The sequence below is a fragment of the Gordonia caeni genome, from assembly GCF_039537105.1.
Classification (GTDB): Bacteria; Actinomycetota; Actinomycetes; order Mycobacteriales; family Mycobacteriaceae; genus Gordonia; species Gordonia caeni.
On the sequence record NZ_BAAAZW010000004.1, the window covers coordinates 359,686 to 384,495 of the forward strand.

Sequence of the window (24,810 nt, forward strand, 5' to 3'; positions counted from 1 at the left end):
TTCGATTCAATGACTGGGGAGATTCATGCATCACAGCGCAGGAAATTACGAGGCTTTCGCACGTCCGCGCAAGCCTGAAGGCGTCGACGACAAAACCGCCTGGTTCGTGGGAGCCGGGCTCGCCTCGATGGCCGGTGCGGCGTTTCTGATCCGGGACGGTCAGATGGCCGGCGACAAGATCACCATCTTCGAGGAACTCGACCTGCCCGGCGGCGCCCTGGACGGCATCAAAGAACCCAAGAAGGGGTTCGTCATCCGCGGCGGCCGCGAGATGGAGAACCACTTCGAGTGTCTGTGGGACCTGTTCCGGTCGATCCCGTCGATGGAGATCGACGGCGCCAGCGTCCTCGACGAGTTCTTCTGGCTCAACAACGACGACCCGAACTTCTCGATGCAGCGCGTCACCATGGACCAGGGGCAGGATGCGCACACCGACTTCAAGTTCGCCCTCACCGACCGGGCCCAGAAGGATCTGCTGAAGGTCTTCCTCGCCACGCGTGAGGAGATGGAGAACAAGCGCATCGACGAGGTGATGAGCAAGGAGTTCCTGGACGGCAACTTCTGGCTGTACTGGCGCACCATGTTCGCCTTCGAAGAGTGGCACAGCGCACTCGAGTTCAAGCTGTACCTGCACCGCTTCATCCACCACATCAAGGGTCTGCCGGATCTGTCGACCCTGAAGTTCACCAAGTACAACCAGTACGAGTCGCTGGTGCTGCCGCTCTACCGCTGGCTGCTGGACCAGGGCGTCACGTTCCAGTTCTCCACTACCGTGACCGACGTCGACTTCGACATCGACGGAACACGCAAGCAGGCCACTGCGATCCACTGGACGCACAACGGCGAGGCGGGGGTCACCGATCTGGGGCCGGACGACCTTGTGTTCATGACGATCGGCTCGCTGACCGAGAACTCCGACGAAGGCGACCACCACACCCCGGCGAAGCTCAACACCGGGCCCGCCCCGGCCTGGGACCTGTGGCGGACCATCGCCGCCAAAGACCCCGCCTTCGGTCGGCCCGACGTCTTCGCCGGCGACATCGACGCGACCAAGTGGGAATCGTGCACGGTCACCACGCTGGACAAACGGATCCCCGAGTACATCCAGAAGATCTGCAAGCGCGACCCGTTCAGCGGCAAGGTGGTGACCGGCGGCATCGTGACCGCCAAGGACTCGAGCTGGTTGATGAGCTGGACCGTCAATCGTCAACCCCACTTCAAGCAGCAGCCTGACGATCAGATCGTCGTCTGGGTGTACGCACTGTTCTCCGACGTGGACGGCGACTACGTGAAAAAGTCGATCTCCGAGTGCACCGGCGAGGAGATCACCCGCGAATGGCTCTACCACATGGGAGTTCCGGAGAATCAGATCGACGAGCTCGCGGCGACCGGCGCGAAAGCCGTGCCGTGCATGATGCCCTACGTGACCGCGTTCTTCATGCCGCGTCAGGCCGGCGACCGGCCCGACGTGGTTCCGGCGGGAGCGGTCAACTTCGCCTTCATCGGCCAGTTCTCCGAGAGCCCGAGCCGGGACTGCATCTTCACCACCGAGTACTCGGTGCGCACCCCGATGGAAGCCGTCTACACCCTGCTCGACCTCGAACGCGGCGTGCCCGAGGTGTACGGCTCGACCTACGACGTCCGTCAGCTGCTCAATGCGACGGCACGGTTGCGGGACGGAGCCGAGACCGAACTTCCCGGCCCCCATTTCCTGCGCGAGAAGCTGTACGGCAAGTTGCAGGGCAACGAAGTCGGCAAGCTGCTCAGCGAGTACAAGATCATCGCCGAGCCCTGATCTTCCGGACCACGACGGCCCTGCCCGGCCCCTGCCGGGCGGGGCCGTCGTGCGTATCCGGAGCCCGTCGCGGGCGTCGTCTCCCGCCGTCACCCGATCCCCGATACCGTGAAGTAGATCACTATGCTCGGTGATGCGAACCGGCGTCCAGCTCGCGGGCGCCACGACCGAAGGAGCCCCTTCCCATGATCCAGTCGACGATGCAGGAAGGCGCGCTGACCATCAGCAGCCTGCTCGAGCACAGCCGCAAGTTCTATCCGGAGTCGACGGTCAGCACCTGGACCGGCTCTGAGCTGCGCACCGCATCGTTCGCCGAGATCGGCGACCAGTCCGCCCGCCTGGCCAATGCGCTGTCCAAGCTCGGCATCGGTATCGGCGACCGCGTCGCCACCTTCATGTGGAACAACAACGAGCACCAGACCCTGTACGCGGCCGTGCCGTCGATGGGCGCGGTCCTGCATACCCTGAATCTGCGCCTGTCGCCGGAACAGGCGATCTACATCATGAATCACGCCGAAGACAAGGTGGTCTTCGTCGACGCCAGCGTCGCCCCGCTGCTGCAGAACTACGTGCCCGAGGCGCCGTCGGTGAAGGACGTCGTGGTGGTCAACGGCCCCAAGGATGCCTTCACCGCCCCCGAGGGCGTCACCGTGCATTCCTGGGACGAGCTGCTCGAAGGCGAGTCGACGCAGTACGAGTGGCCCGAACTGGACGAGCGCGCCGCGGCGGCCATGTGCTACACCTCGGGCACCACCGGCGACCCGAAGGGCGTCGTCTACTCGCACCGCTCCATCTACCTGCACTCGTTCCAGGTGATCTCGACCGCGGGCATGGCCCTGTCGAACGCCGACACCTCGCTGGTGATCGTGCCGATGTTCCATGCGATGAGCTGGGGCATGCCGTACGCGGCGCTGATGTGCGGCGCCAGCCTGATCCACCCGGACCGGTTCCTGCAGCCCGAGCCGCTGCTCACGATCATGAAGGAGGCCCGGCCGACGATGGCCGCGGCCGTGCCCACCATCTGGTCGGGTGTCTCGGCGCTGCTCGAGGCCGCACCGCAAGACATCTCGCACCTGCGCGAAGTGGTGGTCGGCGGCTCGGCGGTGCCGCCGTCGATGATCACGAAGTTCGACGAGTACGGCGCCCCGATCGTGCACGCCTGGGGCATGACGGAGACCTCCCCGCTCGGCTCGGTGGCCCGCGTGCCCGCCGGCGTCGACGACGAGGACAAGGCCTTCGCCTACCGCGTCACGCAGGGCCGCTTCCCGGCCCCGGTCAACGCCCGCATCGTCGACGCGGACGGCAACGTCCTGCCCAACGACGGTGAGGCCAGCGGCGAACTCGAGGTCGCCGGTCCGTGGATCACCGGTGCGTACTACTCGCCCGAGGGCAACGTCTCCGATCCGGCCAAGTTCGACGACGGCTGGCTGCGCACCGGTGACGTCGCCACGATCAGCCCCGACGGTTACATGACGATCGTCGACCGCACCAAGGACATCATCAAGACCGGCGGCGAGTGGATCTCGTCGGTCGACCTGGAGAACGTGATCGCCGGCCACCCGGACATCCTCGAGTGCACGGTGATCGGCGTGCCCGACCCCAAGTGGGACGAGCGCCCGTTCGTGCTGGCCGTCGTCAAGGAGGGCTCGACGCTCGACGTGGCAGGCGCCCGCGCCTGGCTCCAGGAGCGAGTGCCGCGCTGGCAGGTGCCCGAGCGCTGGACGTTCGGCGAGGAGGTCCCGAAGACTTCGGTGGGCAAGTTCGACAAGAAGCGGGTGCGCCAGCACTACGCGGAGGGCTTGTACGAGGTGGTGAACGGCCTCGAGCTCTGACATTCTCAGCGAATCCCCAGACTGCCCCGGCGGTCTGGGGATCTCGCTGTTCAGGGCGGAATCACGAGCGGGCGTGGGCGCCGTATCGGCCGGACTGTGCGGGGTGAACCTGCGCGAAGCCGACGACCTCGCTACTCTGTAGTAGTCCGAACAGATGAATGGGAGGAACTCACTTCATGTTTGACCAGACTCTCTGGAACATCCTGCAAGACAACCCGAACGTGCTCGGCGCACTGCTGAACGTCTTCTCCGGCACGCCGTAACGAGCTTTCACGACAGTCCCCTGCACGCGCCTAGCGCGTGCAGGGGACTGTCGCTTTCTGCGGGTTCTCAGCTGATGAGGTCCTCGTACCGGTGCTCGGTGGTGATCAGCTCACCCTCCCGGTGCGCCTGGTCCTCGCGGTTGCGCAACTCCACCCGGCGGATCTTGCCGGAGATGGTCTTGGGCAGGTCGAAGAACTCGACGCGACGGATCTTGAGGTACGGCGCCATGTTGTCGCGGCAGTACTCGAGCAGTACCCGGGCGGTTTCGGACGTGGCCTCCCATCCGTCGGCCAGCGCCACGTAGGCCTTCGGGACCGACAGCCGGGTGTCGTCGGGCTGCGGGACCACCGCGGCCTCCACCACCGCCGGATGCTCGATCAGGATGCTCTCCAGCTCGAACGGCGACACCTTGTAGTCCGAGGATTTGAAGACGTCGTCGGTCCGGCCGATGTAGGTGATGTCGCCGTTCTCATCGCGCTGGGCGACGTCACCGGTGTGGTAGTAGCCGCCGGCCATCACCTCGCGGTTGCGTTCCGGGTCACCGACGTAGCCGGTCATCAGGTTGGCCGGTCGCGTCGACAGGTCGAGGCAGATCTCCCCCTCGTCGGACTCCCGTCCGGTGATCGGGTCCACCAGCACCGCGGCGACGCCCGGCAGTGGCCGGCCCATCGATCCGGCCTTCACCGGCCGGCCCGGCAGGTTGCCGATCTGCAGGGTGGTCTCGGTCTGTCCGAAGCCGTCGCGGATGGTCAGGCCCCAGGCCTGCTCCACCTGGTGGATCACGTCCGGGTTGAGCGGCTCACCGGCACCGAGCAGCTCGCGCAGCCCCTCCGGCCGGGGCCCCAGGTCCGCCTGAATCAGCATGCGCCACACCGTCGGCGGGGCGCAGAAGGTGTTGACCCCCGCGCGCCGCAACTGGTTCAGCAGCGCGGCGGCGTCGAAGCGTCCGTAGTTGTAGATGAAGATGGTGGCTTCGGCGATCCACGGCGCGAAGAAGCAGCTCCAGGCGTGCTTGGCCCAGCCCGGGGAGCTGATCGCCAGGTGAACGTCTCCCGGCCGCAGACCGATCCAGGCCATCGTCGTGAAGTGGCCGACCGCGTAGCTGGTCTGGGAATGCTCGACGATCTTGGGCTTGCTCGTGGTCCCGGAGGTGAAGTAGATGAGCATCGGGTCGCCCACCTCGGTGACGGAGGCGAACGGTCCGGCCGATTCCACGGCGCCGGCGTCGGCGTAGGAATGCCAGCCGTCCGTGTCCCCGCCGACCACGATGCGCAGCTGGTCGTCGGCGATCACGTCGAACTTGCCGATGTCGCCGCGGTTGACGATGACGCCGCGCACGCCGCCGCGCTCGATGCGGTCGCGGAGATCCTGAGTGCCCAGGGCGCCGGTCGTCGGCATGACGATCGCGCCGAGCTTCAACACCGCGAGCATCGCCTCCCACAACTCCACCTGGTTACCGAGCATCAGCAGTACCCGGTCGCCCTTGCCGATCCCCCGCTGCTGCAACCAGGTGGCGACGCGGTCGGACCGCTGCGCCATCTCGTCGAAGGTGACCTTGAGTTCCGAGCCGTCCTGCTCGGTGATCCACAGCGCGATCCGGTCGTTGCCGCGGGCGACGGCGTCGAACCAGTCGATCGCCCAGTTGAATCGGCCGGTCAGTTCGGGCCACCGATAGTCGTCGCCGGCTTCGCGATCGGCCACCAGGTCGATCATCCGGTCCCGGCCTGCGCGGTAGAGATCTGTGTTGCTCGTCATAGCTCCAGTATCTCGATCGCGCCGCGATCACGTACCCCTCCGAAGGGGGGTCGGCGCCCCCGCGGAGGCTCCCGCGCGCTGTCACCGCAGTCGCCGCAATCCTTTCCCAGGTCAGCGCGGTTAGCACATTGACAATGCGCCGTCTCAGATTTGATGAATTGTATGCGGCGCCACCGCAAGTCCCAGTTATGGTGACAAAGACGACTCACTCCCGGGCCGCGGGTAGGAAATAGGAAGAGGAGTCACGATGGAGACACTCACTGAGTTCATCGGTTTGGTGTTCAGCACCATGGGCAACTGGTGGGGATTCATCTGGGGCGGCGGTCTGTGACAGCCTGACAACCGCTGACCGGTCGGGATCGATCTGAAGAAGGGAGGTGACAGGTAAATGTTCTCCGACATCGTGAATTTGATCGGCGGCCTCGGCCAGCTGATCCTGGCGATAATTCCAGGAATGATCATCGGCTTCTGATCGCCGGTACCAGCAGGACGTTCAGCGGCTTGCCCCTATAAGCGGTAGGGGCAAGCCGCTGAACTGTCTCGAGCGTACGGTGCATACGCCCACCGCGACCAGTACCCGAAACCGGAAAGAGACCCGACTCTCCCGCATGTTCCGGCCTCGAGCCGGCGCCGCGGCGCCCGGATACGACGGTGCCCCCGGCCTGCTGGCCGGGGGCACCGTCTCGTGGAGCTGCCGGGAATTGAACCCGGGTCCTCCGTCACTTCAGTAGGGCTTCTCCGTGTGCAGTCCGCTGTGTCTCTACTTGGATCTCCCGGTCTCACGAACAAGCCGGGATGACGATCCCAGTCGCTGTTTGATGTCCCGCCTTCGCCCGCGACCGGCGACGACGGTGAGTCCCCTAGCTGATGCCGGCATCCGGGTGCGGGAACACCACCCGGGCCGACAGACTAGCCTCGCTGATCAGGCAGCGAGTGCGTAGTCGCGCTGATTGGAATCGGCGCTTAATTGGTTGCTACGACGCTTACGGTGGTCTCTAGCCTGCACCGACACGCTTCCCCTACCTCGATGCACGTAGTCGAAACCGATCAGCCCCGTGGTAGGTCCCACCATTGCTGGTGGACTACCCATACTAACCCGCGGCGCGGGAGAAATCATCCCGGCGGGACGAGACCGGCGACGAGCGGGGCCGGTCAGCCGATGGTGAGAAGGGCGGTGTCGCCGGGGGCGAGCGGCACCGACAGCGAGCCGTCGACCGAGTGCAGGCGACGACCGGTCCAGATGTCGGTGGCCGGTACGGAGTCGGCGCCGGCCAGATTCAGGTCGGCGATCGACACCGACATCTCCCCGGGCTGGTCGCCCCTCCGCGTCAGCGAGACCAGCAGCCCCACCTCGCCGATCGCACGGGAGTAGACGTCCTGGTCGTCGCCGACCGGGGCGCCGGGGCGGCGCTTATCGTCCAGGGCCAGGTCGAGGACCTCGCGGTTGCCGATCAGTGCGATGTTCTCGTCCGGCAGTCGCGCGACGTCGCCGCTGAACACCAGCGGCCAGGCCAGCATCACCCGCCGGGTGATGGCGGTGCGCAGCACTTCCGGGGCGACGCCGGCCGGGATGGTGTGGGCCACCCGTTCGTCGTCCACACTCACCCGTTCCACGGTCAGTCCGTCGCCGGCCAGTTCGTCGCGCAGCGCGACGTCGTCGACGGCCGGCACCGGCTCGTCGCACGGCACCAGCAGCGCGGTGTAGCCGGCCTCCCGCAGGCCTCGCCCCACCAGCGCGTCGGCCTGCGCACGGATCTGCTCGGTCGTGGTGGCGCAGGGATCGACGCCGCCGACCTCGACACCGAGGACCGGCGGCACCTCGGCGGTGGCCGTCTCCGGGATCTCGTCGGCGCAGCCTGCCAGGACGACGGCCCCGAGGACCATCGCGACCAAACAGGACAGGGCGCGGCGCAGCGCGATCACATGCCCTTCACGCGACGGCCGAGCTCGCGCTCAACCTCCCGCTTGGCGGTTCGCTCCGCGATGTCCCGGCGCTTGTCGTGTGCCTGCTTGCCGCGGGCCAGCGCCAGTTCGACCTTGGCGTAGCCGTCGGAGAAGTACATCTGCAGCGGCACCAGCGTCAGATTGCCGTCGTGCACCTTGCCGATCAGCTGATCGATCTCACGGCGGTGCAGCAGCAGCTTGCGCTTGCGGCGCACCGGATGGTTGGTCCACGACCCGTGCCCGTACTCGGCGATGTGCAGGGCGTGCAGCCACACCTCGCCGTCATCGACGGTGGCGAAGGCGTCGACCAGTGAGGCCTTGCCCTCGCGCAGCGCTTTGACCTCGGTCCCCCGCAGCACGATCCCGGCCTCGTAGGTCTCCAGGACGGTGTAGTTGTGCCGCGCCTTCCGGTTGCTGGCGATCACCGACCGCCCCTTCTCCCTGGGCACCGCACACTCCTTCAGCCGTTGTCAGCAACACTCATTCTCGGACGTAGACGCGCAACGTGCCGTAGGCGGTGACGCCCGCGAGCACTATGCCGGTCAACAGCAGCCATGGTGAGACGAACCAGACGTCCGCCGCCGTGATGCGCGCCAAGATGTTCACACCGTAGAGGTCGTCGAGCGCTTTGTCGAAGAAGAATATCTTCCCCAGGAACAGCCCGCCGATCGCCAGCAGCGCACCGATGACGGCCGCCACCACCGCTTCCAGCAGGAACGGCAGCTGCGTGTACCAGCGGGTGGCGCCGACCAGACGCATGATCGACACCTCCGTGCGTCTCGTATAGGCCGCGATCTGCACCGTGTTCACGATCAGCAGGATCGCCGCCACCGCCAGCACCGCGGCCACCACGAAGGCGGCGTTGCGGGCACCGTCGAGAACGCTGAAGATTCGTTTCACCAGGTCACGCTGGTCGAGCACACCGTCGATGCCGGGCGCCCTCTCGAACTTGTCCAGCACGGCGCCGAACTGCTCGGCGTCGGCCATCCGGACGCGCAGCGCGGCCTGATACGGATCGGGGCGGATGAACTCGGCCAGTTCCGGCGAGCTCTCCTCCCAGGCGCCCTTGGCCGTCTCGTACGCCTGTTGCTTGCTGATGTAGGTCACCGAGGCCACTCCGGGCTCGGCTTCCAGCTCCCGCTTGACCTGCGCGCACGGCTCCTCTGTGCAGTCGCCGTCGGCCGCGGTGACGTCGTCGTTGATGAAGAACTGCATCTCGACCCGGTCCAGGAAGATCTTCTGGCTCTTGTCGGCCATCTGAATCACCAGCAGACCGCCGCCCAGCATGGCGAGGGTCACCGCCGTGGTGAGGATCATCGCCAGGGTCATCGTGAGGTTCCGGCGGAAGCCGTTGAAGACCTCGCTCAGAATGAAATTGACTCGCACGTCGCTACCGCTTCCCTATCCGATGCCGTAGACGCCGTACTCGTCGTTGCGCACGAGCCGGCCGTTGTCGAATTCGATTACCCGCCGGCGCATCGCGTCCACGATGTGCCGGTCGTGCGTCGCCATCACGACGGTGGTTCCGCGCCGGTGCACCCGGTCCAGGACCTCGACGATCTCCTCGGAGGTCTCCGGATCCAGGTTGCCCGTCGGCTCGTCGGCCAGCAGCACCGCGGGGCGGTTGACGATGGCCCGCGCGATGGCCACCCGCTGCATCTCGCCGCCGGAGAGCTCGTAGGGCATCCGGTCGGCCTTGCCCGACAGCCCCACGTACTCCAGGACCTCCGGGACCGTCTCGCGAATGGTCGAGACCGGTTTGCCGATCACCTCGAGAGCGAAGGCGATGTTGTCGGCGACGTTCTTCTGCTGCAGCAGCCGGAAGTCCTGGAAGACGCAGCCGATCGACTGGCGCAGCTTGGGCACCCGGCGCGCCTTGAGTTTGTTGACGTGGAAGTCACCGACCCAGACGTCACCGGTCGTCGGCTTGTCCTCTTTGAGCAGCAGACGAAAGAACGTCGACTTGCCCGATCCGGACGGCCCGATGAGGAACGCGAATTCTCCCTTGTCGATCTCGAGGGAGAGTTCGGACAGCGCGGGTCGACTGGACTTCGAATACTGCATCGTCACGTCGGACAGCTTGATCACAGCATCGAAGTGTAAACACGGCGCCTGAGAGTCCCGCTCAGGTGGGGCGTCAACGCGCCGGAACACTCTGTGTCGGCGCGCTGTCGGAATCCGGCGACGGCGAGGGCGACTCGGTCCGGTTGTTGGGGTTGAGGAAGTCGAACGGTCCGGTGGTGGTGCTGGTCGAGGACGGTGACTGCCTGGACTCGGACTCGGACTCGGTCTCTTCGGTGGTCTCGGAGACGCTGGGCCGTTCGGACACCGTCGATTCCGGCAACTCGCTGGTGGTCGGTTCGGGCGTCACCCGCCGCTGCTGTTGCTGCTCATTGACGGTCTGCGGTGCGACCCCGTAGTAGTCGGTGGCGTAGCCGTAGCCGACCACGCAAACGAAGAAGGCCGCCACCAGAATCGCCGTGGTCGTGCGCACGCGGGTGTGCCAGACGTGGTCGATCCGGTGCCACACGCGCTCCAGGCGGCCGGGTTCCTCCTCGGACTTCTCCTCGGCGATCGCATCGATCTCGTCGGTGGTCAGCAAGTGTTCGTCGTCGAGCGGATCGAACGGCGCCGTCGGGGCGTCGTCGGGGCGGCGCGCGCCGTCGTTCCGCCCGCCATCGGGGTCGTCGGTCATCGGGTCTGCTCCGATCCGCTGAGAGACTCCGGTGACCGCGCAGCCACCTTGATACCGCTGCGGGCCAGCGACTGCACGATCCGAACGCGCAGCGCGCGGCTCACGTCGAACTGTTTGCCGGGCAGCGTGCGCGCCACCATGCGGACCGTCACCGCGTCCAGTTCCAGGTCCGTCACGCCCAGCGGGGCCGGGGCGTCGAGCAGCAGCCGGTGCCAGTCGGGGTCGCGGTAGAAGGCCTTGCCGACCGCGGTCAGGGTGTCGGTCACCATGGTGATGTCCGCGTCGGCGGGCACCGGGACGTCGACGACGGCGCGCGCCCACTCCCGCGACAGGTTGTCCACCTTCAGGATCTGCCCGTTGGGCACGATGATCATCTCACCGTCACTGGTGCGCAGCCGCGTCACGCGCAGGGTGACGTCCTCGACGGTGCCCTCGGCGATCGAGGCGCTGGTGATGGTCAGCCGCACCACGTCGCCGTACCCGTACTGCCGCTCGGCGACGATGAAGAAGCCGGCGAGCACGTCTTGGACCACCCGCTGGGCGCCGAAGCCGAGCGCGGCGCCCACCACCGCCGACGGACCGACCAGCGTGCTGAACCGGACGCCGAAGATCGACAGGATGTGCAAGACCACCACCACCACGATCAGCGCGATGAAGGTCCACACCACCACGTCCACCAGTGCCCGCTGATGCTTGGCGTCCTCGGACTGCACGATCGCGTCCGAACGGTCGAACCGCTTGTCCACACGCAGGTCGTAGCGATTGCCCATCCAGCGGACGAAACGGATCGCCAGGATGCCGCCGAGGATCCAGATCGCGATGTTCAGGCCCTTGGTGGCCAGCCACTCCTCGAAGAAGTTGGTCCACTCGGGCAGACCGAGCTTGGAGGTGATGTAGTCCACCTCGTCGGTCGCGGCCAGGAGAAGGTCAGTCCTCATCGTCATTCATGCGCCATCGGATGCCGGCCTCGATGAACTCGTCGAGTTCGCCGTCGAGCACCGCACTCGGATTGTTGCCTTCCACACCGGTCCGCAGGTCCTTGACCATCTGGTAGGGGTGCAGCACGTACGACCGCATCTGGTTGCCCCAGCTGGACCCGGAATCGCTCTTGAGCGCGTCCAGCTGGGCCCGTTCCTCCTGGCGTTTGCGTTCGAGGAGTTTCGCGGCCAACACGCGCATGGCTGACGCCTTGTTCTGCAGCTGACTCTTCTCGTTCTGGCAGGTGACGACGATCCCGGTAGGGAGGTGCGTCAGGCGCACCGCCGAGTCGGTGGTGTTCACCGACTGGCCGCCCGGCCCCGAGGAGCGGTAGACGTCCACCTTCACCTCGTTCTCGTCGATGTCGATGTGGTCGGTGGTCTCCACCACCGGCAGCACCTCTACCTCGGCGAACGAGGTCTGGCGGCGGCCCTGGTTGTCGAACGGGCTGATCCGCACCAACCGGTGGGTGCCCTGCTCCACCGAGAGGGTGCCGTACATGTACGGGGCCTTCACGACGAAGGTCGCCGACTTGATACCGGCTTCTTCGGCGTAGCTGGTGTCGTAGACCTCGACGGAGTAGTCGTGCTGCTCGGCCCAGCGGATGTACATCCGCATCAGCATCTGGGCCCAGTCGGCGGCGTCGATGCCTCCGGCGCCGGAGCGGATGTTGACCACGGCCTCGCGCGAGTCGTACTCGCCGGCGAGCATGGTCTTGACCTCCATCGCCTCGATGTCGACACGCAGCTGGCGGCGTTCGGCATCGGCGTCGGCCTGGGCGCTCTCGCGGGCCTCCCCCTCCTCGGCGTCGACCAGCTCGTACAGCACCGGCAGGTCGTCGAGGCGGCTGCGGAGTTCGGTGACGCGCCGCAGTTCGGACTGGGCGTGCGAGAGACGGCTCGTGACCTGCTGCGCGTGGTCCTGGTCGTTCCACAGGTCCGGGTCGGAAGCCTGCATCTCCAGCTCGGAGATCCGGCTGCGGAGCTCGTCGAGATCCATCACCTTCTCAACCGTGGTGAGGGTGGCGTTCAGGGATTCCAGATCAGGAGAGACTTCAGGGTGCACAACATATCAGCGTACCGACTCGCGGTGCCCTCACTCCTGCGAGGTGACGAACCGCCAGGTGGTGGCCGCCTTGCCCGGCTTGTAGACCACCGGCAGTTCCTGCCCGACGGACGGGTCGGGGTCTCCCGAGCCCAGGACGAGGGAGCCGTAGACCTCCGTCGGCGGGGTGTCGGGGCCGATGATGGTGCCCGACAGTGTGAAGTACGCCTGCCCGTTCTTGTCGGCGTCGCCGCGCGAGCTGACGCCGGTCACGGTCATGGTGCCGCTGGCGTATCCGGCACCCCCGGCCCCGCCTTTGCCGAAGCTCGCCATGCGGCCGCGGCCCAAGAAGAAGGACGCGAGCGTGGCGGCGATCAGCAAGATGAACACCACGGTGATCCAGGTCGGCATGGGTCTACCCTAAGCGATCATGACCCCGATCCCCGCTGCCGACGATCTTGCGGCCGATCTGCAACTGTCCCTGCGGCTGGCCGACGCGGCCGACGGCCTGACCTCGACCCGCTTCGGCGCGCTGGACCTGCAGGTCGACGACAAACCCGATCTGACCCCGGTCACCGACGCCGACCTGGCGTGCGAGCGACTGCTGCGCGATCTGCTGGCGCAGGAGCGTCCCGGTGACGCCGTCCTCGGCGAGGAGTTCGGTGGCGACGCCGTGCCGGCCGGCCGGCAGTGGGTGATCGACCCGATCGACGGCACCAAGAACTTCGTGCGCGGCGTTCCGGTGTGGGCGACGCTGATCGCGTTGCTGGTGGACGGCGTGCCGGTGGTCGGCGTGGTCAGCGCTCCCGCGCTGGGCCGCCGCTGGTGGGCCGCCGCCGGACAGGGTGCGTACACCGCAGTCGGGGGCGGTGAACCCCGACCGATCTCGGTGTCGAAGGTGGGCTCGCCGGCGTCGGCGTCACTGGCCTTCTCCAGCCTGTCCGGCTGGGCCGACCGTGGGATCCGGGAGCAGTTCATCGGCCTCACCGACGCGGTCTGGCGGGTTCGCGGCTACGGCGACTTCTGGAACTACTGCCTCGTCGCCGAAGGTGCGGTGGACATCGCCGCCGAGCCCGAGGTGTCGCTGTGGGATCTGGCGCCGCTGGACGTCCTGGTGCGCGAGGCCGGCGGCCGATTCACCGCCCTCGACGGCACCGCGGGACCGGCCGGCGGCAGTGCCGTCGCCACCAACGGACTGCTTCACTCCGAAGTCCTCGCCGCCCTGCGCTGAGCCGTACAGCCGGCGGCCGCGGCGGAGACGACGGCACCGCCGCCGCGAGCGGGCGGCGGCTTCCTCTGCTAGAACGGCGGGATGTACATCCGTGATGTCTGCTCCGACGATCTGCCGGTCCTGCAAGACATCGAGGTCGCCGCCGGGCGGCTCTTCCACGAGGTGTCCATGCCCGAGATCGCGAACGATCCGCCACCGTCGGTGGAGCGGCTCGCCGAGCACCAGCGAGCCGGGCTCGCATGGGTGGTCACCGACGACGAGACCGGGCCTGCCGGTTACCTGGTCGCGGACGAGGTCGACGGCAACCTGCACATCGAGCAGCTCTCGGTACTGCCCAGCCACGGTCGTCGAGGATTGGGGCGGACGCTGATCGCGCGCGCCGAGCGCGAGGCCGCGGACCGGGGGCTTCCGGCGGTCACGCTGACGACCTTCCTGTCGGTGCCCTGGAACGCGCCGTATTACCTGCGATGCGGGTTCGAGGTGATCGGCCGCGAACGCGAGACCGCGGGGCTGCGCCGCATCCGCGCACAGGAAGCCGAGGCGGGTCTGGATCAGTGGCCGCGCGTCTGTATGCGCAAGGCCGTCGTCCGTGCGTGAGGCGGTGCCGCCCAGACCGTTTCGCCGGACGCCGGACACTCTCGGGCGCTAGCGTGGGCCTGTACCGATCGCCACTGGCGAACACCCGCCACGAGGAGCCGACGTGACCCAGCACGACACCAAGATGATCATCCTGTCGACCGACGACCTGGATGCCTCGATCGACTACTACACCCAGACCCTCGGCTTCACGCTGAAGTTCCGGGACGGCGCGCACTTCGCCGCCTTCGACGGCAACGGCATCACCATCGCGCTGGCCACCCCGGTGGACCATCCGATCCCCGGCAAGGTGGTGGTCGGTATCAAGACCGACGACGTCGACGCCTCGGCCGCCGAAGCCGTGGCCGCCGGCGGCGGCATGGTGACCGCCCCCTACGACGATGCCCATGAGCGCCGCGCCGTCGTCTACGACAACCAGGGCAACGGCATCGTCTTCTACAAGTCGCTGGGGAAGTAGGCCGCACCGGCCGTCACGCCGGCCGGTGGTCTCGGCCGGTCAGAACTCCCGGGACTCGCCCGGCTCGATGATCACGAACTCGGTGCCGTCGGGCTTCATCTCGTCGATCCGCGAGTTGTGGATCGCGCGGCCGGGGTCGGACTGGACCGCCTGGTGGATCGGGAACGCCGTGCGCGGAGCGGCCCCGCGCAGGTAGTCGACCGATTCGCTCAGCTTCATCCACGGCGCCGCCGCCGGCAGGGCGAGGACGTCGATGCGCTCGAACGGGATGTAGAAGCTGTCCCCGGGATGCATGAAGGCGGCGGGCCGGCCGGGCGCGTCCAGGATGTAGACGGTGTTGTCGACCACCGGGATGTCCGGGTGGATCACCGCGTGCCGGCCGCCGGTGCCGCGGACGGTGAGGTCACCGAGGCCGATGGTGTCGCCGGGCCCCAGGACCGACCACTGCCCCATCGAGCCGTCCGCGTTGAGGATGGCGGCGGTCTGTGGATCGGCGTAGCGCACCGCGTCCGGGTTGGCCGCGACCAGGTCCGGCAGCCGCGCCTGATCGGCGTGGTCGGGATGCTGGTGGGTGATCAGAATGGCATCGAGCCCGGTGAGACCTTCGAAGCCGGCGGAGAAGTTCCCCGGATCGAAGAGAATCGCGGCGCCGGCGACCTCGACGAGCACGCAGGAATGACCGAACGACGTGATCTTCATGCTCATGCGCTCAGGGCGCGTCCTTCCGCATCGGGCATCTTGCGCAGCACCACCAGGATGAAGTCGATGATCGACCAGATACCCAGCCCGCCGCAGGTCAACAGCTTGGCGACGCCCAGACCGGTGTAACCGAGGTAGAACCGGTCCACGCCGAAGCCGCCGACGAAGAGCGACAGCAGCATGGTGACCAGCCACTCCTTGTCGGAGAACAGGCCCGGGATGGCGCCGGCCTGGAACCAGTTGCCGCCGCGCACGTCGCGGATCTGGGTGGTCGAGCGCACCTGGCCGCTGAGCGTGAGTGCTTTCAGGTCGGGCGGCGAGAGCGGGCCGACCTCCTGACCGTTGAGGACGGCGACGAAGCCGCCGCCGGCATCGTTCATCGGCGCTGCCGGCTGTCCCGGCACCGGCTGACCGGGCTGGCCCGCTCCGTACGGTTGTCCCTGCGTCCCGAAGCCCGGAGGCGGTCCCTGCGAACCGAACGGCGGAGGCGACTGCGGTGGTTGTGTCATGGTTCATAAGCGTAGAGCCAGGCGGGCGCCCCCACACGCCGAGTCCCTGATCTCGACAACCTCCTTACCCAAGAGTAAGGTCTGTTCTTACTGTGGAGTAAGATTCCGCCGGAACCGACCATCTGTCCGACGTCGAGAGATTGCAGCCATGACCGAGAAGACCGAACCCCGCGACACCAGCTCCGTGGGCTCCCAGCCGCACAAGCGCAGCCCCATCGGCGCTGCCATGCGCGCGCTCACCGCCATCACCGGCTCGGAGCTCGCCGACAAGTACAAGCTGCGCGAGCCGATCAACCGCGTCGCCTACGAGGCCACCAAGACCGGTTTCAAGACCCTCGGCGCAGCCAACCGGGCCTTCGCGCAGGCCGGCGGCGGCGGTGCGCCGGAGCGTCCCACGGTGAGCCCCAAGGGATACTTCAACCTCAACCCGGACGACGAGCAGTCGATGATCGCCGAGACCGTCCGCGATTTCGCGACCGAGATCCTGCGGCCGGCCGCCTACGACGCCGACAACGCCGCGGCTGCCCCCGAGGAACTGGTCAAGCGCTCCGCCGAGCTGGGCATCACGATGATCAACGTGCCCGAGGCCTTCGACGGGGCCGCCGCCGAGCGCGGCGTGGTGACCAACGCCCTGGTGGCCGAGGCGATGGCCTACGGCGACATGGGTCTGGCGCTGCCGCTGCTGGCGCCGAGCGGCGTGGCCACCACCCTGACCAACTTCGGCACCGACGCCCAGCAGAAGACCTACCTGCCCGACTTCGCCGGCGAGGACGTTCCGGCCTCGGCCGTGGTGATCGCCGAGCCGCGCCCCCTGTTCGACGCCTTCAACCTGCACACCAAGGCCACCCGCGTCCCCAGCGGCTACCGCCTGGACGGCGTGAAGAGCTTCGTGCCCAACGCCGGCAACGCCGAGCTGTTCCTGGTCGGCGCCGTGCTCGACGGTCGTCCCGCACTGTTCATCGTCGAGTCCGACACCGCCGGCCTGTCCGTCGAGGCCGACCCCGGGATGGGCCTGCGCGCCGCCGGCATGGGCCGCCTGGTGCTCGACAAGGTCTCGGTTCCGGCGCACGCGATCGTCGGCGGCGACGACCTCGACGACGCCGCTGCCGCCTACACCGACGTGGTGCGACTCTCGCGCCTGGGCTGGTCGGCCCTGGCCACCGGCACCGCCAAGGCCGTCCTCGACTACGTCATCCCCTACGTGAACGAGCGCGAGGCCTTCGGCGAGCCGATCTCCAACCGCCAGGCGGTGGCCTTCATGGTCGCCACCATGGCGACCGAGGTCGACGGCATCCGACTGGTGACGCTGCGTGGCGCCTCCCGCGCCGAGCAGGGTCTGTCGTTCGCCCGCGAGGCCGCGCTGGCCCGCAAGCTCACCATCGACAAGGGCCTGCAGATCGGCCTGGACGGTATCCAGTTGCTCGGTGGACACGGATTCACCAAGGAGCACCCGGTGGAGCGCTGGTACCGCGACCTGCGCGGCGCCGGCATCGGCGAGGGCATCGTCGTCCTCTGAGGACGACGGGCGACAGGAGAGGGATACCCATGGCAATCAACCTCGAACTCCCCAAGAAGTTCGACGCCAACATCGACCAGGCCCGCCAGGCGGCCCTGCAGGTGTTCCGGCCGATCTCGCGCAAGTACGACCTCGCCGAGCACGAGTACCCGGTGGAACTGGACACGCTCGCGGCGCTGTATGACGGCCTGGCCGAGGCCGGACAGGCCGGTGCCGGCGCCGCGGGCGGTCGTGCCGACGCCGCCAAGGAGCGCCCCGAGGGCTACAACGTCAACGGCGGCAACATGCAGTCGATCATCAACTCGCTGGAGGCCTCCTACGGCGACGTCGGCCTGATGCTCTCGATCCCCTACCAGGGACTGGGCAACGCGGCGATCGCCGCCGTGGCGACCGATGAGCAGCTCCAGTCCTTCGGCAAGGTGTGGGCCGCGATGGCCATCACCGAGCCCAGCTTCGGCTCGGACTCGGCCGCGGTGACCGCGACGGCCGTCCTCGACGGCGACGAGTACGTGCTCAACGGCGAGAAGATCTTCGTGACCGCCGGTTCGCGCGCCAGCCACATCGTGGTGTGGGCGTCGGTGGACAAGAGCCTCGGCCGCGCCGCCATCAAGAGCTTCGTGGTCCCGCGCGACCATCCCGGAGTGACCGTGGCCCGGCTGGAGGAGAAGCTCGGCATCCGCGCCTCCGACACCGCCGTCATCGTCTTCGACGACTGCCGCATTCCCAAGGAGAACCTGCTCGGTTCGCCCGAGGTGGATGTCAAGAAGGGCTTCGGCGGCGTCATGCAGACCTTCGACAACACCCGCCCGATGGTGGCCGCGATGGCCGTCGGCGTGGCGCGCGCCTCTCTCGAGGAGCTGCGTTCGGTGCTCGAAGAAGCCGGCCTGACGATCGACTACGACCGCCCGGCCGTCGATCAGCCGGCCGCCGTCGCCGAGTTCATCCGGCTGGAATCGGACTGGGAGGCCGCGTACCTGATGACGCTGCGCGCCGCCTGGATGGCCGACAACAAGATCCCGAACTCGCTCGAGGCCTCGATGAGCAAGGCGAAGGCGGGCCGCACCGGCACCGACGTGACCAACAAGGCCGTCGAGCTGGCCGGCACCGTCGGCTACTCGGAGCGTTCCCTGCTGGAGAAGTGGGCGCGCGACTCGAAGATCCTGGACATCTTCGAAGGCACTCAGCAGATCCAGCAGCTGATCATCGCCCGCCGCGTGCTGAACAAGTCCAGCGCCGAGCTCCGGTAACCCGCCGATAGCACACGCGGACGACCCCGCCTGCCCGATCCCCTTCGGGCAGGCGGGGTTTCGGCGCTTGTGGGCCGATTGCACCGATCGTCCGAGTACGAGGACCCGCCTGGCTAGGGTGAGTCGATGACCACCGAGCGCGTCCAGGACGCCGTCGTCGGGCTGGCCCTGATCGCCGTGGGGCTGCTTCTGGTGCTGCGGCCGTTCGGCTCGACGGTGCTGGTGGCCCTCGGGATCGCGCTGGCGCTGATCGCTGCGGCGGCCGGTGCGGCCCTGCAGGCGCACCGCGGCGGCGGTCCCATCGCGTACGCGGGCGCCGCGGCCCTCGCGGTGACCGGCGTGGTGCTGCTCGTGTGGCCCGGCCTGTCGATCTTCGCCATCGCGGTGGTGGCCGGTGTCGGCCTCATCGTCTGGGGCGTCAGTCGCCTGGTGAGCGCCGCACGCGGCGGCCCGGCCGCCGACCGCGTCGCCGACGCGCTCCTGGGAGTGGCCGCGATCGCGCTGACGGTGGCCGCACTCGCCTGGCCCGGGGTCACCGTCTTCGCCGCCACCTTCGTGGCCGGGGTGGCGCTGCTCTGGATGGGCCTCGCCCGCCTGTACCGGGCCCTGCGCGGGCGCACCGAAGGCCCGGCCCGCACGCACCGCGCCGTCCGGCTGACGGCCGCGATCCTCGCCGTCGCCGTCGCGGTTCCGCTCGCCGTGCTGAGTGTCGGACTGCACCGAGGCGCCGGCGAGCAACCCGGGCCGTTCTACTCCGCAGACCCGCCGGCGGGCACCTCACCGGGCACGCTGCTGCGGACCGAACGGTTCGACCGCGGGCTCCCGGCCGGCGCTCAGGGCTGGCGGATCCTCTACACCACTACGCGCGACGAGGGCGTTCCGGCGCTGGCCAGCGCACTGGTGGTGGCACCGGAGACACCGCAGGCCGGGCCGCGGCCGGTGATCGCCTGGGCGCACGGGACCACCGGGATCGCCCGCGACTGCGCGCCGACCCTGCTGCCCGATCCGCTCGGCGCCGGGGCGACGCCGGGAGTGCCGCAGCTGCTCGACAGCGGCGCGGTTCTGGTCGCCACCGACTATCTCGGGATGGGCACCGCGGGCCCCAGCCCCTACCTGATCGGCCAGGGCGAAGGCCGGTCCGTCCTGGACTCCGTACGCGCCGCCCGGCAGATGCGAGAGCTGACGCTGGCGCCCGACACGGTGGTCTGGGGCCATTCGCAGGGCGGGCACGCGGCCCTCTGGGCCGGGATCCTGGCGCCCGCCTACGCCCCCGATGCGCGCGTGATCGGCGTCGCGGCGCTCGCGCCGGCCTCCGAGCTCACCGCACTGGCGCGTGGGCTGACGAGCATGGCCGGCGGCGATCTGCTGGCGGCCTACGTGCTCAAGGCCTACAGCCAGACCTATCCCGATGTGCGGTTCGACGACTACGTGAAGGTGCAGGCCCGGCTTCCGATGCAGGCCATGGCGGCGCGCTGCCTCGCCGATCCGGCCGTCCGCGTCTCGGTGATCGAGGCACTGCTGATCGGCGACGGCGCCTACGCCACCGATCCCACGTCCGGGCCCCTCGGCCGCCGGCTCACCGCCAACACCCCGTCGGCATCGCTGGCCATGCCGGCGCTGCTGGCCCAGGGCGACGACGACCAGGTGATCGACCCGGCCGCGCAGCGCACCTTCGTTCAGGCGCAATGCGCGGCAGGCACCCTCCTCGACTTCCGGCAGTATCCGGGACGCGATCACCTGTCGCTGGTGGCCGCGGACTCCCCCGCCGTCGCCGACCTGCTGACCTGGACCCGCGCCCGGCTGGCGAGCGAGCCCGCCACCGGCACCTGTCCGGTACCGCAACCCGCGCACTGAGTCCCGTCCCGGCCCACAGGTCCGGATCATTGTGTTCTCCGACACTCCTGCTATAAGGTCGACCATCGAGTGAAACACTCACGTTTCACTCAATGAGGTTCGACGTTCACTCACGCCTGTAGGGAGTCAGTTCAGTGCAACTCCGTGTTCTCGCGGCGACGGCGGTCGGGGCCGCCGCCGCGCTCATCGCCGGCGTCCTCGCACCGGTCGCGTCGGCCGATCCGGGCCGGCCCGAATCGGTCACGGTCGCGCCGGCCCCGGCGTTGCCCCTCCCCCAGGAGCTCGACCCCGCCTTCTACGAGCCCCCGAAGCGGGCCCTGGCGACGACCGAGCCCGGCGAGATCATCGCCGCCCGGCGGATCAATGCGGCCACTTTCGGCGTGATCGGCCTCAACGTCGACGCCTGGCAACTGTCGTACCGGTCGACGAACTCCCGCGGTGAGCCGATCGGGGCGGTCACCACCCTGCTCAAGCCACGCGGCAAGAGCTCCGGTGTCCGGAAGGTGGTCTCGATGCAGCTGGCCGAGGATTCCACGGCCGGCTATTGCGCACCCTCGTATGCGGTGCAGCAGTGGTCGGCGGCCGCCGCCGTCGGCCAGGTGGTGATTCCGGCCGAGATGCTCATCGCGCAGGGCATGCTCGCCCAGGGATGGGCCGTCGCGCTCCCCGACCACCAGGGTCCCCACCACGCCTACGCGGCCGGACCGCTGGGTGCGCGGATCACTCTCGACGGGCTGCGGGCCGCGAAGAACTTCGCCCCCGTCGGCATCGACGACAGCTCGCCGATGGGCCTGTACGGCTACTCGGGCGGCGCCATCGTCACCGGCCACGCCGCCGAACTGAAGAAGAGCTATGCACCCGAACTCAACGTCGTCGGGGCCGCCGAAGGCGGGGTTCCCGCCGACCTGAAGGTGCTGCTCGACACCGCGCAGAACGTCCTCACCAGCGGGCTGATCCTGGCCGCGGTGATCGGACTGGGCCGCGAGTACCCCTACTTCCAGCGCTTCCTGGACCGCCGGATGAACGCCGAGGGCAAGGCGCTCATGGCCCTCAAGGGGCCGCTGTGCGTGGGGCACCAGTCGGCGGTACTCCCGTTCCTCGACAACAAGGGCTTCCTTCAATGGCCTGGAGATCCGGTGGACGCGCCGCCGGTCAAACGGGTCCTCGACGAGACCCGCATGGGCAAGGCCGTTCCCGACATGCCCATGTACATCTGGAACTCCCAGCTCGACGAGATCGTCCCCGTCGGCCAGGTCGATCGGCTGGTCCGCACCTACTGTCGGGACCCGAAAGCAACGGTCACCTACACGCGGGACCACCTGTCCGAGCACCTGATCGCCGAGGTCTCCGGCGCCCCGCTCGCCGTGCTGTGGCTCAAGGACCGACTCGACGGAAAACCGGCCGAACAGGGTTGCACCAGCCGGGACGAGCTGACCATGGCCACCGACTCGCGCTGGTGGCCGACGTTCGCAGACACCATCGGCACCAACATCGCCTCCCTCTTCGGGGCACAGATCGGCCGCGGAAGGTAGGCCGACCGCAGATGCCGCCCACGGCGGCCGGCCGGAGCGGGAGATGAGTGTGTTCCCACGTAGCCTGGGCTGCGTGAGTGAGGATCGTGTCTACGGTGGCCGGGCCGTCGCGGACCGCCGCCGGGACCGCCGCGAACGATTCCTGGCCGCGGCCGTCGAGCTGTTCGGGACCCAGGGGTACGCGGGCACTTCGGTGCCCCAGGTGTGCCGGGCCGCCGGTCTCTCGACGCGCCAGTTCTATCAGGAGTTCAGCGACCGCGAGCACCTGCTGCGGACCCTCTACGACCGGCTGCAGGACCGCTCGATGGCGCAGGTCAGCGAGCGGGTCCTGGAACGGATCGCGGCCGGTGACGGGATCGACGCGGTCCTCGACGCCGGAGTACGCGCCTTCCTCGCCGTCTACGACGACCCGTTGCCGGCCCGCGTCAACTTCATCGAGGTGGTCGGTGTGAGCCCGGCCTTCGAGGAGCACCGCCACGCCAATAGGGCACGGTGGGGCGAGTTGCTGCAGACCGCCGCGCAGGCCGGCGCCGCCCGCGGGCTGCCGCTCACCTCGGCGACTCCCCTGCAATGGGCGGCCTACATCGGCGCGGTGAACGCAGTGATCGTCGAACGCACCCTGGACCCGTCGATCACCGAGGACGCCCTCCTGCACGCGATGCGGACGCTGCTGCGTCCCGGCATCCTCGGTTGACCGCTCCCGGGCGACCGGGCCGCCCGGCTCAGCCCACGTCGGCACGCCACAGCGAGCGAGCCCACTGCGCCGACTGCACCTCCGCCTGCGGCCCCACCCCGTGCCCGGCCATCGAGGTCCGGTAGTCCACGCGGGTGCCGGCCGCCCGGACATCGGCCACGAACTGGTCGGTGAGCGGGCTGAACGCGGTGACGTCGGCGATGCCCTGGTGGATCAGAATCGGCCGGGTGAAGCCCGATGCCGGTATCACCTGGACGTCGCGCACCGCCGCCATCAGCGGACCGCTGTGCAGCGGCTCGGCCAGGATGTCGCCCACCCCCAGGCCACGTGAGCGCGCGACCATGTCCGGATAGCAGAGCGTCTCCGCCGCCCGCAGCATCGTGCGGCCGACCGGTGTCAGATAGGCGTTCACGTCCAGACCGGGCCGGGACGCCTGCAGGCCGCGCAGCACGTACGACAGGTACGTGACGTAGTCGGGCACCGGCACCGCCGGGATGTGCGGCCCCAGCAGCGAGAGGTAACGGTCGATGTACACCGGCGGGGCCACCGCGGTGGTGCCCAGCAGAGTCAGTTCGGGAGCGTATTCGGCCGCCACGTCGCCGGCGGACAGCGAGGCGTGTCCCCCCTGCGAACCGCCGGTGGTCGCGAAGCGACCGTCCACGTCGACGCCCACCCGATCACCGAGCTGACGCGCTGCGCGCACGGCGTCGATCATGTTGGCGCCGGCCACCCGCCGATCCAGATACGGGTGCACCCCGGGTCCGCCGATGCCGGCGTACTCGGGGGCCACCAGCACGAACCCCTGCTTGAGCCACGGCCCGTAATAGGGCCCGTACGACGGCCCCGCGGAGGCGAAGGCGCGCGGCAGGGTGCACTCGTCGCCCAGGCCGCTGGTGCCGTGTCCCGCGGCGACCACGGGGTACCCGGTGGCCGGCGCCGCAGCGGTGGGGAACCACACTGTGCCGCGCACCGGGGTCAGCCGCCCGTCCGCTCCGCGGGAGTTGTACTGCACCGAGTACACGGTGCCGGCCCCCGGCATCGCGAAATCGGGATCGTCGACCCGCTGGTAGTTCAGCAGTTCACCGGCGCCGGCCACCGACCGCAGGGCGTTCGCGGCCGGCGCGCACACCGTCAGGGCCAGGGCGATGCAGGCGCCGATCACCACCGCGGCGCAGGCACCGGCCCGGGTCACTTCTCGTCCCGCGCGGCCTTCAGCGCCTTCTCGAGCTGATCGAGCATGTAGTTCGCCTGCGCGTACGAGGAGATGGTGAGCAGGCCGAGCGGCTGGACCGAGGCGCTGCGCGCGGCGAGCAGCGGATTGGCGAGCAGATCCTTCTGCAACTGGTTGTACTGCCCGTCGTAGTTCGAGCCGACGAAGATGATGTCGGCGTCGAGGTAGTCGCCGAGCCGCTCGGTGGAGGCCTCGAACTCACCGGGATTGCTCTCCGGCCGCGTACCGTCGCCGGACACCGAGGGAGCGAAGCGCACGCCGGCCTGGCCGAACAGGTCGCCGACCATCGACTTGGTGCCCGAGGCGTACAGGTTGCCCGTCTCGTACGAGTCGAGCACCGTCACGGTGTTGGCCGCCAGGACGTCGGCGTAGGTCTTCTTGATGGTCTCCTGCCGCTCGGTCAGCGCGCTCCGGAGGTCGTCGACCTTGTCGGTGCTGCCGAGGATCTCCCCGGCGGCCTGCGATCGGCCCTGCCAGTCGGCGCGGCCCGGACCGCTGATCTGCATCACCGCGACCGGGGCGATCTTGGTCATCTCCTCGTTGTTGCCGGGCTCGTTGGAATCGAAGGTGACGATCAGGTCCGGCGACATCGCCGCCAGGCTCTCAGCCGGCGTGTTGAGCTCGATCTTGTCCGGGATCGCCTCGAAGGCGGCCCTGTTGGCCGGGGGCACCATCGCCGCCGGCATCTCCAGGGCAGCGATGATCCGGTCCGCACCGCCGGCCTCGATCAGGGGCTGGGTGCTCGCGTTGTGGATCGAGATGATCCGGTCCGCGTGATCGGGAATCGTCGTCTCGACGCCCTGCAGATCGACCGTGCGCTCACCGTCGGCGGAATCGGTTCCGGAACTGCAACCCACGAGCCCGACGGCCAGCACTCCGGCTGCCGCCACTGCGGCCCATCGCGAGAGCCTTCCGTTCCGATCGTTCATGTACCCG

23 protein-coding genes and 1 other RNA gene are annotated in these 24,810 nt (G+C 68.5%); 10 read left to right on the forward strand and 14 right to left on the reverse strand.

Going from position 1 to position 24,810, the window contains the following annotated elements:
- The first annotated feature begins 25 nt into the window (after positions 1 to 25).
- Both ABD732_RS08835 and ABD732_RS08840 read left to right on the forward strand, forming a co-directional pair.
- Positions 26 to 1,795, forward strand: a complete 1,770-nt coding sequence (locus ABD732_RS08835; protein WP_344782704.1) for an oleate hydratase — start codon at positions 26 to 28, stop codon at positions 1,793 to 1,795.
- 185 nt (positions 1,796 to 1,980) lie between these two features.
- Positions 1,981 to 3,627 (forward strand): long-chain fatty acid--CoA ligase, encoded by a 1,647-nt coding sequence (locus ABD732_RS08840; RefSeq protein ID WP_344782706.1) that lies wholly within the window; start codon positions 1,981 to 1,983, stop codon positions 3,625 to 3,627.
- Between the two features lie 330 nt (positions 3,628 to 3,957).
- Here the strand turns inward: ABD732_RS08840 and ABD732_RS08845 are convergent, their stop codons facing one another.
- The 10 genes from ABD732_RS08845 to ABD732_RS08890 all read right to left on the reverse strand — a co-directional run bounded on the left by ABD732_RS08845 (position 3,958) and on the right by ABD732_RS08890 (position 12,718).
- Entirely contained in the window at positions 3,958 to 5,646 is a 1,689-nt protein-coding gene (locus ABD732_RS08845) for an AMP-binding protein (protein WP_344782708.1), read from the reverse strand.
- A 683-nt stretch (positions 5,647 to 6,329) separates the two neighbouring features.
- Positions 6,330 to 6,701, reverse strand: a transfer-messenger RNA (tmRNA) gene (ssrA, locus tag ABD732_RS08850).
- Between the two features lie 97 nt (positions 6,702 to 6,798).
- Positions 6,799 to 7,569 (reverse strand): hypothetical protein, encoded by a 771-nt coding sequence (locus ABD732_RS08855; RefSeq protein ID WP_344782710.1) that lies wholly within the window; start codon positions 7,567 to 7,569, stop codon positions 6,799 to 6,801.
- Positions 7,566 to 8,039 (reverse strand): SsrA-binding protein SmpB, encoded by a 474-nt coding sequence (smpB, locus tag ABD732_RS08860; RefSeq protein ID WP_344782712.1) that lies wholly within the window; start codon positions 8,037 to 8,039, stop codon positions 7,566 to 7,568. Before smpB ends, ABD732_RS08855 begins: the two co-directional genes overlap by 4 nt.
- Positions 8,040 to 8,070: 31 nt before the next feature.
- Positions 8,071 to 8,976: a permease-like cell division protein FtsX gene (gene ftsX, locus ABD732_RS08865; RefSeq protein ID WP_344782714.1), complete on the reverse strand. Its 906-nt coding sequence runs from the start codon at positions 8,974 to 8,976 to the stop codon at positions 8,071 to 8,073.
- A gap of 15 nt (positions 8,977 to 8,991) precedes the next feature.
- Positions 8,992 to 9,678, reverse strand: a complete 687-nt coding sequence (ftsE, locus tag ABD732_RS08870; protein WP_344782716.1) for a cell division ATP-binding protein FtsE — start codon at positions 9,676 to 9,678, stop codon at positions 8,992 to 8,994.
- Positions 9,679 to 9,727: 49 nt separating this feature from the next.
- Positions 9,728 to 10,285, reverse strand: coding sequence for a hypothetical protein (locus tag ABD732_RS08875; RefSeq protein WP_344782718.1), 558 nt, complete (start codon positions 10,283 to 10,285; stop codon positions 9,728 to 9,730).
- A complete protein-coding gene (locus tag ABD732_RS08880; RefSeq protein ID WP_425553012.1) occupies positions 10,282 to 11,229 on the reverse strand; it encodes a mechanosensitive ion channel family protein in 948 nt (315 codons plus the stop codon). The genes ABD732_RS08875 and ABD732_RS08880 overlap by 4 nt, the downstream gene beginning before the upstream one ends.
- Complete coding sequence (prfB, locus tag ABD732_RS08885) at positions 11,213 to 12,328, reverse strand: peptide chain release factor 2 (RefSeq protein WP_344782724.1); 1,116 nt, start codon at positions 12,326 to 12,328, stop codon at positions 11,213 to 11,215. The genes ABD732_RS08880 and prfB overlap by 17 nt, the downstream gene beginning before the upstream one ends.
- A 30-nt stretch (positions 12,329 to 12,358) precedes the next feature.
- Positions 12,359 to 12,718, reverse strand: a complete 360-nt coding sequence (locus tag ABD732_RS08890; RefSeq protein WP_344782726.1) for a hypothetical protein — start codon at positions 12,716 to 12,718, stop codon at positions 12,359 to 12,361.
- Positions 12,719 to 12,737: 19 nt separating this feature from the next.
- On the opposite strand from ABD732_RS08890, the gene hisN reads away from it, so the two are divergent.
- The 3 genes from hisN to ABD732_RS08905 all read left to right on the forward strand — a co-directional run bounded on the left by hisN (position 12,738) and on the right by ABD732_RS08905 (position 14,592).
- Positions 12,738 to 13,538, forward strand: a complete 801-nt coding sequence (hisN, locus tag ABD732_RS08895) for a histidinol-phosphatase (protein WP_344782728.1) — start codon at positions 12,738 to 12,740, stop codon at positions 13,536 to 13,538.
- Between the two features lie 81 nt (positions 13,539 to 13,619).
- Positions 13,620 to 14,135 carry a GNAT family N-acetyltransferase gene (locus tag ABD732_RS08900; protein ID WP_344782730.1) on the forward strand — a complete coding sequence of 172 codons (516 nt, stop codon included), beginning with the start codon at positions 13,620 to 13,622 and terminating at the stop codon, positions 14,133 to 14,135.
- Between the two features lie 124 nt (positions 14,136 to 14,259).
- Entirely contained in the window at positions 14,260 to 14,592 is a 333-nt protein-coding gene (locus tag ABD732_RS08905; protein ID WP_425553015.1) for a VOC family protein, read from the forward strand.
- A 39-nt stretch (positions 14,593 to 14,631) separates the two neighbouring features.
- Here the strand turns inward: ABD732_RS08905 and ABD732_RS08910 are convergent, their stop codons facing one another.
- Positions 14,632 to 15,291 carry an MBL fold metallo-hydrolase gene (locus tag ABD732_RS08910; protein WP_344782798.1) on the reverse strand — a complete coding sequence of 220 codons (660 nt, stop codon included), beginning with the start codon at positions 15,289 to 15,291 and terminating at the stop codon, positions 14,632 to 14,634.
- Positions 15,292 to 15,293: 2 nt separating this feature from the next.
- A complete protein-coding gene (locus ABD732_RS08915) occupies positions 15,294 to 15,800 on the reverse strand; it encodes an NINE protein (RefSeq protein ID WP_344782734.1) in 507 nt (168 codons plus the stop codon).
- Between the two features lie 148 nt (positions 15,801 to 15,948).
- Between ABD732_RS08915 and ABD732_RS08920 the strand changes: the two genes are divergently transcribed.
- The 5 genes from ABD732_RS08920 to ABD732_RS08940 all read left to right on the forward strand — a co-directional run bounded on the left by ABD732_RS08920 (position 15,949) and on the right by ABD732_RS08940 (position 22,643).
- Complete coding sequence (locus tag ABD732_RS08920; RefSeq protein WP_344782736.1) at positions 15,949 to 17,316, forward strand: acyl-CoA dehydrogenase family protein; 1,368 nt, start codon at positions 15,949 to 15,951, stop codon at positions 17,314 to 17,316.
- A gap of 29 nt (positions 17,317 to 17,345) precedes the next feature.
- Positions 17,346 to 18,563, forward strand: a complete 1,218-nt coding sequence (locus ABD732_RS08925) for an acyl-CoA dehydrogenase family protein (RefSeq protein WP_344782738.1) — start codon at positions 17,346 to 17,348, stop codon at positions 18,561 to 18,563.
- Positions 18,564 to 18,689: 126 nt separating this feature from the next.
- Positions 18,690 to 20,417 (forward strand): alpha/beta fold hydrolase, encoded by a 1,728-nt coding sequence (locus ABD732_RS08930; protein ID WP_344782740.1) that lies wholly within the window; start codon positions 18,690 to 18,692, stop codon positions 20,415 to 20,417.
- A 134-nt stretch (positions 20,418 to 20,551) separates the two neighbouring features.
- The gene (locus tag ABD732_RS08935; RefSeq protein ID WP_344782742.1) at positions 20,552 to 21,949 is read left to right on the forward strand and encodes a lipase family protein; all 1,398 of its coding nucleotides are present in this window, start codon (positions 20,552 to 20,554) and stop codon (positions 21,947 to 21,949) included.
- A 73-nt stretch (positions 21,950 to 22,022) separates the two neighbouring features.
- On the forward strand, positions 22,023 to 22,643 hold the full coding sequence (locus ABD732_RS08940; protein ID WP_344782744.1) for a TetR/AcrR family transcriptional regulator: 621 nt from the start codon (positions 22,023 to 22,025) through the stop codon (positions 22,641 to 22,643).
- 28 nt (positions 22,644 to 22,671) lie between these two features.
- On the opposite strand, the gene ABD732_RS08945 is transcribed toward ABD732_RS08940, so the two are convergent.
- Together ABD732_RS08945 and ABD732_RS08950 are read right to left on the reverse strand one after the other, a co-directional pair.
- Entirely contained in the window at positions 22,672 to 23,835 is a 1,164-nt protein-coding gene (locus tag ABD732_RS08945; protein WP_344782746.1) for a lipase family protein, read from the reverse strand.
- The gene (locus tag ABD732_RS08950) at positions 23,832 to 24,803 is read right to left on the reverse strand and encodes an ABC transporter substrate-binding protein (RefSeq protein ID WP_344782748.1); all 972 of its coding nucleotides are present in this window, start codon (positions 24,801 to 24,803) and stop codon (positions 23,832 to 23,834) included. The genes ABD732_RS08945 and ABD732_RS08950 overlap by 4 nt, the downstream gene beginning before the upstream one ends.
- Positions 24,804 to 24,810: the final 7 nt, after the last annotated feature.